The sequence below is a fragment of the Burkholderia sp. RF4-BP95 genome (assembly GCF_001521985.1).
Lineage (GTDB): Bacteria > Pseudomonadota > Gammaproteobacteria > Burkholderiales > Burkholderiaceae > Burkholderia > Burkholderia diffusa.
In genome coordinates, this window is the sequence record NZ_LOSX01000080.1 from 64299 (window position 1) to 82543 (window position 18245).

Here is an 18245-nt window from a genome sequence, read left to right on the forward strand (position 1 = left end):
TCAATACGTTACTATCATAGGATAGCCATTATAATCTTTCGGATAATTCTTCTCGAGATACTTCGCCGTATCCCGCACGAGTTTAGCCGCCTTTTTGGTATAGGCATAGTGATTATCCTCTACACCAATTATATAAAAGAAAAATGCACCCACACCGAGTACGAAAACCGCAACCAGACCGGCAACCCATCCACCCACGGCGATTCCCAGACCCGTAAGTATGGTCGTAGCCAAATAATAGGCAACCGCACCCAGTATGGACGAGACACCGGCCGCCATAATATCGATCCCGACCTTAGCAGCAAGATCAGCAAGCCCCCTCCCACGCTTCCCGTTCGAATCCATCTGTTCGTAATCGTGATACCACTCGGCCACGTCCAGTCCGATCGTCAATATAAAAGCAATGCCGCCTGCCCCTTTGAAGGCTCCCACCCATGCTTTCGCCGATGTACCGGCGGCCTTCGCCACGCCTTCAGCGGCACCAGCCGTAATCGCCATTATTTTTGTACTCTTTATCTTATAAACGGTATCGACAATCATTTTCCTGATCGAGCTATTCCCCTTGAAGGCCAAATAATATTTCACACCGACCTTCTGATGCTTGATCGCCATAAATACGAATTTTCTATCAAAAACACCGCGCAAATCCTGCCAATTATCCTTGGTATACGCAAGACCACCAGCGAGCTGACTGATAATCCAGTTCCGCGTGATAACCTTCTCTTTATCATCAATCTTCAGCGCGGTCGGCGCTCCACCTTCACCTGCCAGTCGCAAAACCGCAGCCGGCGCCCCAGCGAGAGACACCTCAAAAACATGAACGATAAGATCCTCATCGACATTCTGTTGAGCCAACGGAGCCGAAGAAGGAAATAGTAGCTCCGGCGCGGATGCTCCATCTCTGAAGTTCAGCGGTGTCAACTGCCCCCACCAGGCGGTACCCGGCATGTTGCCATCAGTGTTACGACAAACCAGCGACGCGGAACTGGAGAATATGTTGTTGACGCCAGGCGAGGTATTAGCGCCGCTTGGAATCGCCCCCTGAAATCCACCGATTGCCAAAATAATTGGCTCCGGCTTCATTTTCGGATCAGAACTCGCCTCAAGCAAATTGAAATCGGTTATTGAATAACTTTGCACCAACCGGCCATTCGATTTTAGCAGGATACTTCCCTTAAAATCGCGACCAATCCATATGTGATAACGCTGCCCGTCGTGAAATTGCCCCTTCTGCACACGCTTCTTCAGGCCAACGTCATAAAACCAGTCCTTATCTGCCTCGATTGTGTAAACCGCATCTTTTTTTACACTGATCTCGAATATGACATCCCGATGCTTGCGCAGCAGCACCGTGATATCCGACTCGGCCCAGCAACTCACCGGCTCCCCCGGCAGATCAATACAAACGTTATGTTGAACAAGCGCCTTGCCGCCCATTTTCACTCTCCCGTCCGCTTGACCTGACTGGCCACGAACTCGTCAAAATCGATGTTCTTCAATTCCGCCTTGCCTTCCGCGTCGAGCGCGACGCTATGCTCGGTCCCGTCTTCCGTCGTGAACTTGATCGGCTCCCCGTGCGGCACGTTGCCGTCGGCATCCACATAGCGAATCCGCATGTCTGCCTTCTTGCCTTCCGCCTTGAACGTCTTGTGCATGCTCGTCGGTCCGCTGAACGCATGCTGTCCGCCCTTCACATCGATCTTGCCCGGCGCATGAATCTCGATGTTGCCGCCCTTGATCCGGACATACGCGCCACCGGAAGTCAGCAGAATCTCCTCCTTCGCGACGCCTTCGATCGTTGAGGTCGCCGACAGCACCTTGATCGTCTTCTGCGCGACCATCTCGACGTTGTCGTTCTGCGCCTGAATCTCGACGGCGCCTTTCCCGGCAAAGAGCTTCATCCCCGCGTTCTGCGCGAACAGACTCAGCTTTTCCTTGACGCTCGCCACCAGCGACTTCCCGCTGGTGATGAACGTACTTTGACCACTGACGATATTGGTCTGCCGATCACTTGCCAGATGCACCGACTGCTGCGACGCCACCCCAATCCCCGCCGGGCTCGCGAACAGCATCACCGGCTCCTTGAACACATTCGCGTTCCCCGTCCCGCCGCCGGCCGTCCTGCCCCCGCCAGCGCTCGCACCCGCCACGCTGTTCTGCGTTGCATCGGCGAACTGCTTCAGCGCATCGTGACCGGCGCCGAGACTCTCCGCCTGATGCATCTCGCTGACCTGCGACATCGACTCGACCAGCCCCTGCGCATTGGCCAACTGCTGCTTCGCCTCGCCCACGTCGAGCGGCTGGCTGTTCGCCTGCTTCGGATGCGTCGTCACGTACAACCCTTGCCCCGCGCGCATCGCACCGTACGCATCCGTGCGCAGGTCGAAGCCGGAACCGAGATACGCACCGCGCGTATTGCCGTTCTGCTCGATCAGGTAGCCGAGGTGAAGCAGCGAATTCGCGCTGCTGCTGAACAGGCGCGCGCGGTTCTGCCCGGTCGCGTCGTCGAGCACCATCTCGTTGTGGCCCGACCCCGCATACTCCTTCGACCGGAAGCCCGACAGGATCCCGTCGCTATGCCACTGCGGCTTGACGGCGCCGTTGTACACGCGATGCATGACGATCGGCCGGTCGCAGTCGCCGCCGATGTAGCCGATCAGCACTTCCTCGCCGACCCGCGGAATATGCACGCCGCCGTAGCCGCCGCCGGTATCCGACTGCACGACGCGCATCCAGCACGATGCCGTCTCGCGGCCTTCGCTTTGCCGGTCCCAGACGAACATGACCTTGATCCGGTTCAGCTCGTCGGTATACACCTCTTCGCCCTTCGGCCCGACGACGACGGCCGTCTCGAGCTGCATCGCGGGCTTGCGGTGCTCGAACGGGCTGCGATACGACACGCTCGCGCGCTGCGCCTCGACCTCGACGAGATAGAACCCGGCGGAACCGTCGTCATGGCCGACCTGAAACGCAGCCGCCTCACCGTGACCGGCCTTCGCCTGCGCCAACTGATCCTGCAGGCTATGCGGGAAGTTCGCTTCGTGGTCCGAGATCGGCAGATTGTTTTCGATGTAACGCGTGACGCCGATGGCCGCGAATTCGCGGTCGCTCGCCGAATCGCGATCGTGCTCGGGATGACCGGTCAGCGTGAAGCGCCGGCCGGCATCGATCGCGCGCACGCCGCCGACGCCGAAGAAGCGCTTCGCGCGCGACTCCCACTCCTCGAGGCGAATTTTCGACAGATGTTCGCCGCGGTCCTGGCCCGGATACGTGTACGCGCCGGTGTATTCGTAGATCTCCGCCTGGCCCGACAGGTCGCCCTGGCCGGCCTTCGTCGGCAGCGACGTGCCGTTCGGATTGCCCGCCGACGACGGCGATTTGTAGTCGAACGTGCGCGTCGTGTGCAGCGTGCTTTGCAGCGTCCGCGACGCGGCCCATTGCGTGAAACCGGCGGTTTCGGTGCCCGTGCCGGAGCGGTCGAACGTGACGGCATTCGGCGACAGCGCATCGACTGCATGCACGTCGTCGGTGATGACGAACGTGTGCGACTTCCCGTCTTCGCCGTGCCGCCAGAAACCGAACAGCCCTTCGTCCTCCATCAGCCGATGCACGAAGTTCCAGTCCGTTTCGCTCTGCCGGCAGTACGACCGCGACGGCAACGGTTTCGACAACGCGAACTGGTATCGGCCCCTGGCCTGCGGATGCATGTCGAACACGTCGGCGAGAATCGCGTCGACGGGCTTGTCCTGCCAGTACCGCATGTCGCTGCGGAACTTGAGGAAATGCATCCACGACGCGAAGCGCAGTTGGTAACTCGACAGGCTGCCGTCGGCGCCGAGCCGCCGCGCCGTGTGCACATAGCCGTTGATCGGCAGATACGACTTGTCCGCCTGCTGGATCCACAGCGTGATCGGTTGCGCGATCAGCGTCTTGAGCTCGACGTCGCTCGCCGTGGACACCAGATCGAGCGTCACGCTGAAATCGCGACCCAGCTCGGAACGGGTCACGGCGCGGCGCGGCACGAGCGCATTGTTCGGCAGCGACGGGATGTCCGTCTTCAGCAAGCGGTCCTGCTGAATCAGGCCGCCGCGGATCGCCTGTGCCAGTTCGGTCACGTTCATGCGTCTTCCTGTTCTTGTTGCCGCGAGCCAGCCGGGCCCGCGCTCTCAGGTCAAGGTTCCGTCGTTCAGGACTGCTCGTCGGGCCTCACCCCGAGCAGTTCGCGGATGTGCGACAGCGACCCGTCGTCCTTCACGACACTCTCGAGCCACTTGTGCAGCGGCATGTCGGCCCATTCGGCGGCCTTGTCCGCCAGATACGCGACCGGGCTGTGCGGCTCGGTCTGGCGGAAGTAACGCGCGACGGCACGCAGCTGGTCGACGGCCTGCGCACGGTTCTGGATGCCGGCGATCATCTGCGTCACCGGCGGACGCGGAGCGGTCTGCGACTGCACGTGGGTCTCCTCGCTGTGGAACGTGTCGCCGAAGCTCGGCTCGATACGCTCGGGCTGCGCCTGCGGCGCCGACGGCGCATGCGGCGCGCTCCCCGTATAACCCTGCTCGCGCGCGAAGCGCTCGACGAGCCGATACACGGTCTCGAACGCGTCGCGCGCCTGCCGGAAGCTCGGCGCCGAATCGCCCGCGCGTTCGACGAGCCGCTCCTCGAACGCATCGAGCGCGAACTCGAACGCCTTCAGGTTCGCGAGCAGCGTCGTGTAGAACGCGATCGACGTCACGCGCCGCGACGCATCGACCTGCTCGACCGACGGTTTGCCGCGCGCGATGTCGTCGGCATGTTCGGGGTCGCGCTTCACGGCCTGCGCCACGTGCAGCGCGACTTCCCAGTCGAGCGTGGTGAACGCGTTCGACGCGCCGTCCGTCACCGGAATGCCGCGCAGCAGCTCGGCCGTGCGGCCGGACAGCCACGCGACGTTGCCGAGCCGGTATTCGACGTCGTCGCCTTCGGGCAGCGGATGCACGGTGTCCCAGTAGTCTCGGCACAGGCCTTCCAGCAGCGCATAACCTTCGGTGAGGCCGGTGATGCCGTCCTCCAGCGCGAGCGCCTCGGTCAGCCACACGGCGAGCCGCAGGTCCTTGGTGCGCGTGCGCAGCAGCTCGCCCGCGTGATCGACGACGAAGCCCCAGTCGGCCTCCTTGATCTCGGTCACCCACTCGCCCTGGTCGAGCGTCGGATCGTCATAGCGCCGCGCGTCCTGGATCGCGTCGAATTCGTTCGAGAACAGCAGGTCGTCGCCGCTGGGCGACGCGTCGCTGATCGGCGTCAGCAGCTCGGGGAGATTGATCGGCATGGTTCAGTGAATCCGTTGATGCATGAGATGTCGCGCGCGGGGCTCATTCGACCGTGTACGCGAATTCGCCGGCCTCGTCCGCGCGCACCGCGATGCGCGCGATGGCCGCGCCGTCGGCGATCCGGCCGAGCACGTGGCCCGCGATCTCCGGCAGCAGCGTGCCGTTCAGGATGTGGTCGACGTTGCGGGCGCCCGAATCGACCTCGGTGCAGCGCGCGAGCACCGCGTCGACGAGCGATTCGTCCCACTCGAACGCGGCCTTGTGGTTCGCTTCGATGCGGCGGCGGATCCGTTCGAGCTTCAACTCGATGATCTCGGCCAGCACGTCGTCGGAAATCGGGTAGTACGGCACGACCTTCATCCGGCCGAGGAACGCCGGCTTGAACGTCTTGTACAGCTGCGGGCGCAGCGCCTCGGCGAGCGCGTCCGGATCGGGCAGCGCCTCGGCCGGCTTGTTCAGGCACGCCTGCATCACCGCCGCCGACCCGACGTTCGACGTCAGGATGATCAGCGTATTGCGGAAATCGATCTCGCGCCCTTCGGCATCGTCCATCGTGCCCTTGTCGAATACCTGGAAGAACATCTCGAGCACGTCCGGGTGCGCCTTCTCGACCTCGTCGAGCAGCACGACGGAATACGGATTGCGGCGCACGGCCTCGGTCAGCACGCCGCCCTCGCCGTAGCCGACGTAGCCCGGCGGCGAACCCTTCAGGCCCGACACGCTGTGCGCTTCCTGGTACTCGCTCATGTTGATCGTGACCATCTTGCGCTCGCCGCCGTACAGGATGTCGGCCAGCGCGAGCGCGGTCTCGGTCTTGCCGACGCCCGACGGCCCGACGAACATGAACACCCCGCGCGGCTTGTTCGGATCCTCGAGGTTCGCGGTCGCCGTGCGCACGCGCTGCGCGATCGCGTCGAGTGCATGGTCCTGGCCGATCACGCGCGCGGTCAGCAGCGGCTGCAGGTTCAGCACGGTGTCGATCTCGTCCTTCACCATCCGGCCGAGCGGAATGCCCGTCCACGCGGCGACGATCTCGGCGACGACGTGACCGTCGACCTGCAGCGGCACCATCGGCTCGCCGCCCTGCAGCGCATGCAGCGCCGCGACACGTTCGGCCAGCTTCTCGCGCGTGGCCGGCACGTCGACCGGCTCGCCGTCCTCGGACGGGCCGCGCGCCTTGTCGAGCGTCTCGCGCAGCACGGTGATCTCGGCGACGATCGCACGCTCGGCTTCATAGCGCGCCTCGTCCTCGGTCAATTGCGCGAGCGCCGTGTCGCGTGCGCCACGCAGCTCGCCGAGCCGCTCGTCGTGCGCCGCGCCGCCCGCCGCCTCGCGCTCCAGCGACGCGATTTCCGCGTCGATGCGCTCGATGCGCTTCTTCGTGTCGTCGATCGCCGCCGGCGTCGCGCTGTGCGCGAGCGCGACCTTCGCGCACGCGGTGTCGAGCACGCTGATCGCCTTGTCCGGCAGTTGGCGACCGCTGATGTAGCGATGCGACAGGCGCACGGCCTCGGTGATCGCGTCGTCGAGAATCCGCACGTTGAAGTGCTTCTCCATCAGCCCGGACATCCCGCGCAGCATCGCGGCCGCGAGCGGCTCGCTCGGCTCCTCGACCTTCACGACCTGGAAGCGCCGCGCGAGCGCCGCATCCTTCTCGAAGTACTTCTTGTATTCGCTCCACGTCGTCGCGGCGATCGTGCGCAGTTCGCCGCGCGCGAGCGCCGGCTTCAGCAGGTTCGCCGCGTCGTTCTGGCCGGCCTGGCCGCCCGCGCCGATGATCGTGTGCGCCTCGTCGATGAACAGGATGATCGGGTGCGCGCTCTTCTTCACCTCGTCGATCACGCTCTTCAGGCGGTTCTCGAACTCGCCCTTCACGCTCGCGCCGGCCTGCAGCAGGCCCATGTCGAGCACGTGCAGCGCGACGCCGCGCAACGGCGGCGGCACGTCGTCGGCCGCGATCCGCAGCGCAAGGCCCTCGACGACCGCCGTTTTGCCGACACCGGCCTCGCCGGTCATGATCGGGTTGTTCTGGCGGCGGCGCATCAGGATGTCGATCGCCTGGCGAATCTCGGCTTCGCGGCCGATCACCGGGTCGATCTTGCCGTCGCGCGCGCGCTGCGTGAGGTTGGTCGTGTACGTGTCGAGCGCGGGCGTCTTGGACGGGCCGGCCGCGGGCGCGGCGCCGTCGGCGGCCGGCGTGATGTCGCTGCCTTCCTCATCCGTCTGGCGCGGCTCGGCCTCGCTCGAACCGGCCATGATCTCGTCGAACTTGTGCTTCAGGTCCGTCACGTTCATTTCCGCGAACTGCGACGACATGCGCTGCGCGAACTGCGCGAGATCGGGCGCGGTCAGCAGCGCGAGCAGCAGGTGCCCCGAGCGGATGCGGCCGAGCTGCGAATCGAGCGACGCGATCAGCCAGGCCTGCTCGAACAGCGCGATCAGGTGCACGGAAAACACCGGCGTGCGCGTGTTGCCCGTCTTCAGGCGCGTGAGTTCACGCTCGAGATCGGCACGCAGCGCATGCGGATCGACGCGGCTCGCGCGCAGCGCGAGCGGCAGGTCGCCCGTCGCTTCCTCGAGCAGCGCGAGGAACAGATGCTCCAGATCGACTTCGTAATGGCCGCGCGCCAGGCACGCGCTCGCCGCGCGCTCGGTCGCGTGCCGGCACAGCGGATTCAGTTTCGTGATCAGGGTCTTCAGAGGCGTGCTCATGGCGTCGATCTCAGGTTCGATTGCGTGTTTGTTGTCGTTCGGAATCAGTGAATCACGTGCAGTTCGTAGCGGGCATCCGAGCGGTCGTCGACCGCGTCGCGCGTGCAGAGGAACGCGTCCCAGCCGAGCCGCGAGCCCGCGCCGAGCACGCTCGCGCCGACCTCGGTGCGCTTCAGCACGAGCTTCACCTCGTATTCGAGCGTGACGCCGGCGAGCAGCGTCAGCATCCGCTCGAGCGCGACGGCCTGCGCGCCGCCCGGCAGGAATGCCTCGTAGTCGCGCTTGGACAGCGGGCCGACGACGATCCGCGCGCGCATGTCGCGCTGCCACACGCGTTCGCCGACGAGCGCCGTCGCGCCGAGCACCGCGTTGACTTCGCCGAGCACGCTCAGCTGGTCGGGCGGCACGTCGTACCACTTGCCGACGAACTGGTCGATCTTCACGGGCACGCGGAAATAATCGGACAGCGTGCGCTGCAGGTAGGCAGCGGACATCGGCCGGTGCCGCGCGGCGAGCGCGTAGCCGGCGACGGCCTCGTCGAGCACGCCGCCCGCGCCGGCCGCGAGGCTGTCGCGCACTTCGTCGCTCGGCACGCCCGCGATCGCGAGCAGAAGCGGCAGGTAGCGCTCGTCGCGGTCGAGTTCGTAATGGAACGGCAGCCGGTACTTCTTCCACGCCGCGTAGAACAGCGCGGTCGCGCGGTTCGAGAACACGTCGAAGAAGGCCCGCGCCGCGTGGTCGCGCTTCAGGTGCTCGCGCGCGACGATCTGCTCGGTGTAGTGCAGCGGCAGCGCGCCCTGCCCGCCCAGCAGCCCGAAGAATGCGGGCGTCAGCTCGACGTGACCGAGCTCGCCGGCCGCGAGCGCGGCGCCGCGTTGATCGCCCGAATCGAGCAGCGTGCCGCCGTCGTCGAACGAACGGGCGCCTTCGATCTCGCTCGGCGGGAAGCCGAGCGACAGCGTGTTGCGGAATTCGATGCGCTGCGCGACGACGTCGCCCTGCCGCCATGCGCCGGGCGCATCGGACGCCTGCCGCGCGAACAGCCCCTCGAGCACGCGCACCGCCTGGAAGAACTCGAAGCGGTGCGGCTCGTCGAGCAGCGCGTCGACTACGCCAGGATCGATTCGCCGGTCCGGGGCTTGCATCGGATGATCTCCTCGCCGGTGCGCTTCGACACCACGACTAGTTGAACGAAACTGTTGAGGTGGACGTACAGCCCGAAGAAGCTGTCGAGCACGCGCACGAACGACGCGAGGCTCGCGCCGACGAAGTGCTCCTCGTCGATCGTCAGGCGGATCTCGATGCCGCGCACGAAAGTCGCGAACGGCTTGCCGGGCAGCCACTGCACGGCGCCGCGCTGCTCGACGCCGGCGAGGCCGTCGATCTGGCGCATCGACACGGCGGTGCGCCGCAGGTCGTACAGCGTCAGCATTTCCTTGAGCGGCGCGAGCCCGTGCGCGACCAGCGACACGTGGTTCAGCGCGAGATGCGACACGAGCCGCCAGTGCGCGGCGCGACCGCGCTCGAAGCGCACGCTCTGCGTCGGGCGCCGCAGCAGCGAGATGCCGCTCGTCTGCGCGCCGCCTTCCTGGAACAGGTCGCCGCCTTCGAGACCGAACGCGAGCATCGACGGCAGGTCGCGGTTCGTGCAGGTGAGGTCGAGGCTCAGCGTGTCGGTTTGCGGCGACGTCGGCTCGAAGTCGATGTCGACGATCGAGATCTCGGTTTCGTAGCCGGGGCTTTTCTGTGCGACCCAGTCGTTGCGGCGCGCGAACCAGTAATGACCGATCCGCGCCGACTCGCCGTGATGCAGCGAATAGAACGGCCGGAACTCGATCACCGATTCTTCATGCGCCTGCTGCCGGACGAGCTTCACCGAATCGATCGAATACACCTCGTACGCGAACGCGCGGCGCGCTTCGGCGATCACCGGGTACGACACCGCGCGGTGCGTGATGCGGATCGGCTCGCCGTGCTGGCGAAACAGGTTGACGATCGGCGTGCAGAACAGCCGGAAATGGCTGGCCGTGAGCAGCTCGAGCAGCCGCGCGACGTGCGAATCGCTGCGCACGTCCTGCAGCACCAGATGCAGCGTCGCGCGCTGGCAGCGGCCCGACGCGCGCGCGATCGCCGCGAGGTCGAAATCGACGAAATCGAACTTGTCGGGGAATGCGAAGTATTCGGTGAGCAGGCGATACGCGGGGTGCGACTTCGCCGGGTAGTCGATCAGCGCGTCGTCCTCGTCGAAGCCGGCATGCGCGATCGGCAGCTTGCGCAGCGCGGTCCAGCGGCCGTTGCGCTCGGGCTCGACATACGCGCCGAGCACGTTGACGAACAGGCAATCGGTCAGCGCGGCGACGAACGACTGCTCGCCGTGCAGGTGCGCGCGCAGCGTCGGCAGCTTCAGCGCGCCGAGATCGAGCTGCGCGGCGAGCGATTCGAACGTGATCGAGATCACGCCCGTCGCGTTGGACGGCAGCACCGTCGCGCTCGGCGCGAGCGCGACCGGCGTGAAGCGCGCCTCCGAGATGCGGATCGGCGCGAGCGTCACGTCGTATGCGGTGCGGAACCGGCACTGCACGCCGCGGATCGGACGGCTCTTCAGCTCGGTGCCGCGGTCGATCACGACCGGTTCGGTCTGCTGACCCGGCGAGGCCGGCGTGAACTGCGCGATCGAGCAAGACGGGAACGGCCGCAGGTAGTGCGGATACAGCACTTCCAGCAGCGCTTCGGTGAATTCCGGGTAGTCGTCGTCGAGCTTCTTGTTGATGCGCGCGCCGAGCAGCGCGAACGACTCGATCATCCGCTCGACGTGCGGATCCTCGCAGTGCTCGCCGGACAACGCGAGCCGCGCGGCGATCTTCGGATAACGTTCGGCGAAATCTCGCGAATAGCGCCGCAAAAACGATAATTCGCGCTCGTAGTACGGCAGCAATTCTTCCATCGACGACCCCGAGAACCTCAATATTTCCTGCCGGACCCTGAACCATCACCGGGCGGTCCGGCCCGCTCGGCGGCTTGATTTACAGCATTCTGGCCGCGCGCGTGCGCGTGACCGAATACTGCAGCGTCGACGGCTGCAGCATCGCGTCGAAACTCACCGGCTCCTCGGCCGGATGCACGACGAGCAGCGCCTGGATCGCGAAGTACAGCGCGTTGGTCGACTGCTCGTTCAGCTCGAACGTCACCTGCACCTGCTGCAGCCGCGGCTCGTGGCGCGCGATGGCCTGCTGGATCGACTTGCAGATGAACGCGCGGTCGTAGTGACTCGCGAGGCTCAGCCCCGCGAAATCGTTCAGCCCGTAGGTCAGCACCGATTTCTGGCATTCCGGCAGCGCGGCCAGCTCGATTTCGGTGTGCGCGATACGGGTGTTGAGGATCGCCTCGACGTCGCGGGCGACCGTGTTCTTGAGCTCGTCCAGCGACAATTGCCGCATCGCGGCCGAGGCCGGCAGGTGCGGTTCGTCGTCGAACAGCTTGTCGAGAAAACTGGGTTCGAATCGTTTCATAAGGGCCTGTTTCCGCCAATAACGCACGTTCCCCTGTTTTGAAAAAATCCGTTCGTGGGGCTGGCCCCCAAAAGGGCCGATCGCGGCGTCACGCTCCTCGCGAATACGTCGAGTACACAGCGAAAACGGCAACGGGACGCCGAGCGCCCCGTTGCCGCAACCGACGTTAGACCGCGTAGGTCTTGTCGTTCTTCGTCAGGCTCCAGGCGCCTTGCGTGTTGCCGCCCTGGTTGCCGCCGATCTTCTGCTGGGTCTGCTTCCACTGCACGGCCGCGTACTTCAGCGAGAACGTCTCGAGCGGCAGACCTTCTTCGCGAACGCTCGGAGCGATGCTCGAGATGATCACGTACTTGAGCTTCACTTCCAGATACTGCACGCGCTTGCCTTCACCGTCCGCGCGCGAGAAATGGACCGTCACTTCATCGAACGTCGTGCCGCCCGATGCGTGCTGATACAGCAGCGGGCTCGACGAATCGATTTCCTTCGTGAAAATCATGTCGCCGTGCTCGCAGCGCGTCATCGTGTGACCGCCTGCGGTCGATGCCGTTGCCGAACGCGGCTGAACGATCGAGTGATCCCACGATTTCAGTTCGATCCAGCCCTGATGGTCTTTGTCCGCGGATTCGCCCTTCACCGCCGGACTACCAAACTGCAAGTGCATATGTAACATGGCCCTTCGACTCCCCAAAGAGGTGGTTTTAACGTCCTACCCAGGCGGCCCGCCCGGGCGATTTACTCGCTTATGAATTTGCCGGTTTGGGCAGATCAGCGACAAGTCGCAGAGAAATCGAGAGTTCGTCGAGCTGAAAGTGCGGGCGCAGGAACGCGACCGAACGATACGAGCCCGGCTTGCCCGGAATCTCCGACACTTGTATGGATGCCTCGCGCAGCGGGAATTGCGCCTTCTGTTCCTGCGACGCGTTGTCGTCGAGCAGGACGTACTGCGAAATCCACCGGTTGAGGAAAGTCTCCACGTTCTGCGCCGATGCGAAGCTGCCGATCTTGTCCCGCATCATCGCCTTCAGGTAGTGCGCGACGCGCGATACCGAGAAGATGTACTGAAGCTGGGCGGACAGGACGGCGTTCGCATTCGCGCTGTCGGTGCTGTATTTTTTCGGTTTCTGCACCGATTGCGCGGCGAAAAACGCAGCGTAATCCGAGTTCTTGCAATGCACGAGCGGGATGAAGCCGAGGTCGCTCAGCTCCTTCTCGCGGCGATCGGTGATCGCGATTTCGGTCGGGCACTTCAGCGCGACTTCACCGTCGTCGGTCTTGAACGTGTGGGTCGGCAGGTCCTCGACGAGGCCGCCGCCTTCGACGCCGCGGATCGCCGCGCACCAGCCGAAGTCGTCGAACGCGGCCGTCAGGCGTGCAGCGAAGGCCCATGCCGCGTTGCACCAGAGGTACTTGTCGTGCTCGGTGCCGTCGACGTCCTCGACGAAGTTGAAGTTCTCCGCGGTCTGGCCGTCCTTCGGATTGAACGGCAGGCGACCGAGGAAGCGCGGCAGCGTCAGGCCGACGTAGCGCGAATCTTCGGCGTCGCGGAACGACTTCCACTTCGCGTATTCGACGGTGTCGAACACCTTGCCGAGGTCGCGCGGCTTGCCGAGGTCGGAGAACGACTCGAGGCCGAGCAGCTCCGGCGACGCCGACGCGATGAACGGCGCGTGCGCGGCCGCCGCGACGTGCGACATCTGCTCGATGAAGTACATGTCTTCCGGCTGGCGCGAGATCTCGTAATCGCCAATCAGCGCGCCGAACGGCGAGCCGCCGAACGTGCCGAACTCTTCTTCGTAGACCTTCTTGAACAGCGCGCTCTGGTCGAACTCGCTCGCGCCCTTGAAGTCGCGCACGAGGTCGCGCTTCGGTGCGTGCAGCGCCTTGATCTTGATCGTCTGGCCGGTGTTGCTTTCCTTGACCAGGTAGTCCATCCCGCGCCACGTGCTTTCGAGGCGCTGGAATTCCGGCGCGTGCATCACCGCGGACAGCTGCGTGGAGATCAGGCGGTCGAGTTCCGCGACGCGCGCGTCGATCGTCGCCGACAGGTTGTCCGACACGATCACCGTGCCGTCGAGCACCTGGTGCACGAGTTCGCCGATCAGGTCCTTCGCACGGGCATGCTCGGAATCGGATTTCGCGACCTTGCTCTTCTCGACGATATCGTCGAGCAGCGAAGTCCCGGCGGCGTATTCCGCGCCGCTCGCTTGGGCCGCAGCCGTTTGCTGGTTCATCTCAACACTCCGTCGTCATTCGCCGTCTTTGTCGCCGCCGGTGCCCTTCGCGAGCTCCTGCAGCTGCTGCGTGTTCTTCAGCACCTCGGACAGCAGATCCTCGAGCTTGTCGTTGCCGGCGAGCTTGTTGCGCAGGTCGGCGAGCTTCGAGCGCGCCTCGAGCAGGCGGCGCAGCGGCTCGACCTGTTCGACGACTTCGTCCGGGCTGAAATCCGACAGCGAACGGAACTTCAGGTCGACTGCGAACTTGCCGCCTTCCGGGCTCAGGCGGTTTTCCACCTGGAACGCGGCGCGCGGCTCGATCGCCTTCATCACGTCGTCGAAGTTGTCACGGTCGATGTTGACGAACTTGCGGTCGCGCAGCTTCGGCTGCTCGACTTCCGACTGGCCCGCCAGATCGCCGACGACCCCGACGACGAACGGCAGTTCCTTCACCTCGATCGCGTCGCCCTTCTCGACCTCGTAGGTCAGCTGGACGCGCGGCGGCCGTATTTTCTGCAAGCTTTTCTGAATGCTTTCTTTCTTGGCCATCTCGACGGCTCCCAGGTTAGTTGTGGTTATCGCGTCTGTTGCGGTCAGTTGCGCAGCGCGCTGAACGGATCGGCACCGCCCTTTTGCGGCGCGGCGGCCGGCGTCGGCGCGGTGGTTGCGGCTGCAGCCGCCTCGGTGGCCGGCGCCGCGCCGGCCTTCGGACGATGAATCACGCGACGCGCCGTACGCGCCTTCGTGGCGCGCTGCTCCGGCGGGAACAGCGCCGATTCGCCGAGCGTGTCGCGCAGTTGCTTCGCGAGCGCCTGCGCGTCCGACTTCGCATCGCCCGCGAGCGATGCATCCTGGCGCAGCTCGCCGAGCGACTGCGTCGCGATCCGCAGCCCCGCGACGGCGAGCACGCTCTTCGCCTGACGATCGGTCGCGTCGCGCTGCAGTGCCTCCTGCGCGGCGACGATCGCCTGGCCATAGTGGTTCTGGGCAAACTGGATCTGCGCGATGCGCGACCACGGTTCCTCGCGCGTCGGATCCGACTTCGCGAGCTGCTGGTACAGGCCGAGCGCCTTGTCCTGGTCACCCGACTTCGCAACGGCGTCCGCATCGGCCAGCGACTTGTTGAACACCTCGGCAGTCGGCGCCGGCGGCTGACTCGCACAACCGGCGATCACGCCGCAAGCCAGCACTACCCCAGACAATTTTGCGAAGAGACGGTCTTTCATCGTTATATCCACCGGCGCGTGAGTATTAAAATCGTTGAGAATCTGGTTCTTTTGCTTTGCAAGAAGCGCGCGGGTATAGTACCGATCAATTTTTCATAATTCAATCGCTGCGTGCAGAGTAATTCCTTTTAAATCCGTGCGCTACCCCCTCGAAACGTCTCCGGCAACGGCCCGGCGACGGTTTTTCGAGCGACCGGAATGCGCAAGTTTTACTTGCTCGACAACGCCTCGCGCGGGTGACGGAAAAAATTTCCGGAAGCGCGATGCGCCGCACGTGTGCTTAATAGTTGAACGGCAGATAAGCCAGCATTCGCGATGAACGCGGAAATGCCCGGTAGTTTTGACAGGGGAGTTAAAGGCGGCACGCCGGAAACACGATGAGATCGTCCATGATTCGCTATGCGCTGCCGCTGATTGCCTGCGCGCTCCTGGCCGGATGCGCGGCCGCCCCGCTGCTCGGCTCCGCCGCGAGCGCCGTGATGCAGGCCGCCGGCATCGGCAAGCCCGAACTGCCGGATGCCCAGAAGCCACCGCGCAACATCGGGCTCACGCTCGCCGCCGCGCCGAACCTCAACGCCGCGAACGATCGCAAGCCGCTCGCTTTAGTGGTGCGGCTCTACGCGCTGAAGGATCCGACTTCGTTCCAGCAGGCGCCATTCGACGCATTCACCGATCCGGCCAAGGAAAAGGCCGCGCTGGGCACCGATCTGCTGAACGTGCGTGAAATCACGCTGATTCCGGGCCAGCGCTATACGGCAACCGAAAAAGTGTCGCGCGAAGCGCAGGCATTCGGCATCGTCGCACTGTTCCGCGATCCCGCCATCCAGCGCTGGAAACTGACGTTCGACCCGGCGAAGTCGGAGAAATCCGGCATAATCATCGGCCTGCATAATTGCGCGATGACGGTCGCCGACGGCTCGGTCATCGCACCGCAACAGGGCGCGCCTTCGCAACCGCTGAATTTGCTTTCGTCGGTCACCTGCGGTTAAGCATGACGCACGAATGTCAATTAACAAGAGTTAACAAATTGGCGATTTAATTCGGGCATGAACAAATCGATTACATCGCAACGCCACATTAACCGGATTTGACATGAGTTATTCGGCCAAGGTGCTTTGGGGGGAAGGGCTGTTCCTCCGGCCCCAACATTTTCAGCGGCAGGACGCCTATCACGAGGCGCGCCTGTTCGAATCCATCCAGGCGATCCAGCCGTACAACTGGGGCGTGCGCTCGGTGCGCATCGACCGCGATGCGCTCGGCAGCAACGTGCTGCGCGTGGCCGAGCTTGCGCTCGTGTTCCCGGACGGCGCGCTGTATGCCGCGCCGCAGGCCGACGACCTGCCGCCGCCGATCGCGCTGGACACGCTGCCCGACGGCATCAACGAATTCGTCTTCTACCTCGCGCTGCACCCGCTGCGCGAGAACGGCACCAACTACAGCGACGATCCGGCCGCCGGCTTCATGACGCGTTTCGTCAGCGAGCAGACGAGCGTCGCCGACAACTTCACCGACGCCGCCGAAGCCGACATCACGTTCCTCAAGACGCAGGTCAAGCTGATCGCGCACAGCGAGCCGCGCGACCAGCTGCTGTCGGTGCCGCTCGTGCGCGTGCGCCGCACCGCGACGTCCGGCTTCGAGATCGACGACAGCTTCGTGCCGCCGTGCCTCGCGATCGAAGCTTCGCCGATCCTGCACCAGCGGCTGCGCCAGCTCGTCGACGCGCTGCAGGCGAAGGTGAACGCGCTGTACGGCTTTCACCGCGAGCCGTCGAAGAACATCATCGAATTCCGCTCGGGCGACATCGCGTCGTTCTGGCTGCTGCACACCGCAAACGCCGCGTTCGCGACGCTCGCGCACCTGCACCAGCATGCGGCGCTGCATCCGGAGCGGTTGTTCCAGGAACTGCTGCGCCTCGCGGGCCAGCTGATGACGTTTTCGAAGGGCTACACGCTCGCCGACCTGCCCGTGTATCGCCATGACGATCCGGGCCCGAGCTTCGCGCGCCTCGACCTGATGCTGCGCGAGTTGCTCGATACCGTGATCTCGACGCGCTACTTCGCGATCACGCTCGACGAAGTGCGTCCGTCGTTCCATCTCGGCCGCCTCGATTCGGGCAAGATCGACGACAAGACCGAGTTCTACCTGGCCGTGTCCGCGGACATGCCGAGTGTCGAGCTCGTCGATGCGGTGCCGGCACGCTTCAAGGTCGGCGCGCCCGACGACGTCGACAAACTGGTGCTATCGGCAATGCCCGGCGTGCGGCTGTCTTACATGCCGCAGGTACCGCCCGCGATTCCGGTGCGGCCCGGCGCGTGCTATTTCCAGCTTGATTCGCGCGGTGCGCTCTACGAGCGCATGCTGCAGGCCCAGTCCGCGATGATCTACGCGCCGACTGGCATCAATGACCTGAAATTCGAACTGATCGCGGTCACATCATGAGCTACGCGCCCTCCCTGTTCGGCGACAACGCGCCGGCCCCGCTGCATACCCCGGCGTCGACCGACGCCTCGTTCCAGGCCCGTTCGCTGCTCGACCTGCTGTACGACGGGTTCTTCATGCTGTTCCTGCTCAAGAACGGCCGCGAGCCGGACAGCGCGAGCGAGTTCAGCACGAAGATCCAGGAGTTTCTGTCGGATTTCGAGCGCGGCGCGAAGAAGCTCAACATTCCGGCCGAGGACGTGTATGGCGCGAAGTTCGCGTATTGCGCGGCCGTCGACGAGATGGTGCTGTCGTCGCAGTTCAAGATCCGGACCGACTGGGAACGCCGGCCGCTGCAGCTCGTGCTGTTCGGCGAGCAGCTCGCGGGGGAGAAGTTCTTCCAGTATCTCGAGGAATGTCGGGCGCAGGGCGCGGCGCGGTTGCAGTCGCTCGAGGTGTTTCATATGTGCCTGCTGCTCGGGTTTCAGGGCAAGTATCTGCTCGAGGGGCCGGAGAAGCTCGCTTACCTCACCGCGCGGCTGGGGGACGAGATCGCGCATATGAAGGGCAAGCGCGCCGCGTTCGCGCCGCATTGGCCGCTGCCGGACCAGATCGCGCATCGGTTGAAGCGCGAGGTGCCGGTCTGGGCGATCGGCGCCGTGTTTGCGCTGGTGGCCCTGCTCGGGTATCTCGGGCTCAATACTTATCTGAAGGACAAGACGCTGCAGGCGTTGGCGCCTTATTCGCAGGTGATCAAGGTGGGGCCGGAGTCGGCTAATTTGACGATTTCGCTGCCTTGAGGCGCGCTTCGTTCGGGTGTTGATGCTTCATCGAAAAAGGACCGCTCGGCGGTCCTTT

The 18245-nt window shown here is 64.4% G+C and carries 14 protein-coding genes; 3 read left to right on the plus strand and 11 right to left on the minus strand.

Annotated elements, in window-relative coordinates; all coding sequences use genetic code 11:
- From WS46_RS27105 to WS46_RS27155, 11 genes are all read right to left on the minus strand, one after another.
- Complete coding sequence (locus tag WS46_RS27105) at window positions 1–1437, minus strand: hypothetical protein (RefSeq protein WP_059692348.1); 1437 nt, start codon at window positions 1435–1437, stop codon at window positions 1–3.
- 2 nt (window positions 1438–1439) lie between these two features.
- Window positions 1440–4121: a type VI secretion system Vgr family protein gene (locus WS46_RS27110; protein WP_059692349.1), complete on the minus strand. Its 2682-nt coding sequence runs from the start codon at window positions 4119–4121 to the stop codon at window positions 1440–1442.
- A 65-nt stretch (window positions 4122–4186) separates the two neighbouring features.
- Window positions 4187–5308 (minus strand): type VI secretion system protein TssA, encoded by a 1122-nt coding sequence (gene tssA, locus WS46_RS27115; RefSeq protein WP_059532808.1) that lies wholly within the window; start codon window positions 5306–5308, stop codon window positions 4187–4189.
- Window positions 5309–5351: 43 nt separating this feature from the next.
- Window positions 5352–8021, minus strand: coding sequence for a type VI secretion system ATPase TssH (gene tssH / locus WS46_RS27120; protein WP_059692350.1), 2670 nt, complete (start codon window positions 8019–8021; stop codon window positions 5352–5354).
- A 44-nt stretch (window positions 8022–8065) separates the two neighbouring features.
- A complete protein-coding gene (gene tssG, locus WS46_RS27125; protein WP_059692351.1) occupies window positions 8066–9166 on the minus strand; it encodes a type VI secretion system baseplate subunit TssG in 1101 nt (366 codons plus the stop codon).
- Window positions 9130–10965, minus strand: coding sequence for a type VI secretion system baseplate subunit TssF (gene tssF, locus WS46_RS27130; protein WP_059532816.1), 1836 nt, complete (start codon window positions 10963–10965; stop codon window positions 9130–9132). The genes tssG and tssF overlap by 37 nt, the downstream gene beginning before the upstream one ends.
- 79 nt (window positions 10966–11044) lie before the next feature.
- Complete coding sequence (gene tssE / locus WS46_RS27135; RefSeq protein ID WP_059465243.1) at window positions 11045–11530, minus strand: type VI secretion system baseplate subunit TssE; 486 nt, start codon at window positions 11528–11530, stop codon at window positions 11045–11047.
- Window positions 11531–11696: 166 nt separating this feature from the next.
- Entirely contained in the window at window positions 11697–12200 is a 504-nt protein-coding gene (locus WS46_RS27140; protein ID WP_006477093.1) for a type VI secretion system tube protein Hcp, read from the minus strand.
- Between the two features lie 70 nt (window positions 12201–12270).
- Entirely contained in the window at window positions 12271–13761 is a 1491-nt protein-coding gene (gene tssC, locus WS46_RS27145; protein ID WP_039320274.1) for a type VI secretion system contractile sheath large subunit, read from the minus strand.
- Window positions 13762–13776: 15 nt separating this feature from the next.
- Window positions 13777–14292, minus strand: coding sequence for a type VI secretion system contractile sheath small subunit (gene tssB, locus WS46_RS27150; RefSeq protein WP_044845930.1), 516 nt, complete (start codon window positions 14290–14292; stop codon window positions 13777–13779).
- Window positions 14293–14336: 44 nt separating this feature from the next.
- Window positions 14337–14969, minus strand: coding sequence for a M48 family metallopeptidase (locus WS46_RS27155; protein WP_059692352.1), 633 nt, complete (start codon window positions 14967–14969; stop codon window positions 14337–14339).
- A 377-nt stretch (window positions 14970–15346) separates the two neighbouring features.
- On the opposite strand from WS46_RS27155, the gene tssJ reads away from it, so the two are divergent.
- The 3 genes from tssJ (at window position 15347) to icmH (ending at window position 18187) form a co-directional block, all read left to right on the plus strand.
- A complete protein-coding gene (tssJ, locus tag WS46_RS27160; protein WP_059532823.1) occupies window positions 15347–15958 on the plus strand; it encodes a type VI secretion system lipoprotein TssJ in 612 nt (203 codons plus the stop codon).
- A gap of 103 nt (window positions 15959–16061) precedes the next feature.
- Window positions 16062–17408, plus strand: coding sequence for a type VI secretion system baseplate subunit TssK (gene tssK, locus WS46_RS27165; RefSeq protein ID WP_059532826.1), 1347 nt, complete (start codon window positions 16062–16064; stop codon window positions 17406–17408).
- Window positions 17405–18187, plus strand: a complete 783-nt coding sequence (gene icmH / locus WS46_RS27170) for a type IVB secretion system protein IcmH/DotU (RefSeq protein WP_059532829.1) — start codon at window positions 17405–17407, stop codon at window positions 18185–18187. The genes tssK and icmH overlap by 4 nt, the downstream gene beginning before the upstream one ends.
- Window positions 18188–18245: the final 58 nt, after the last annotated feature.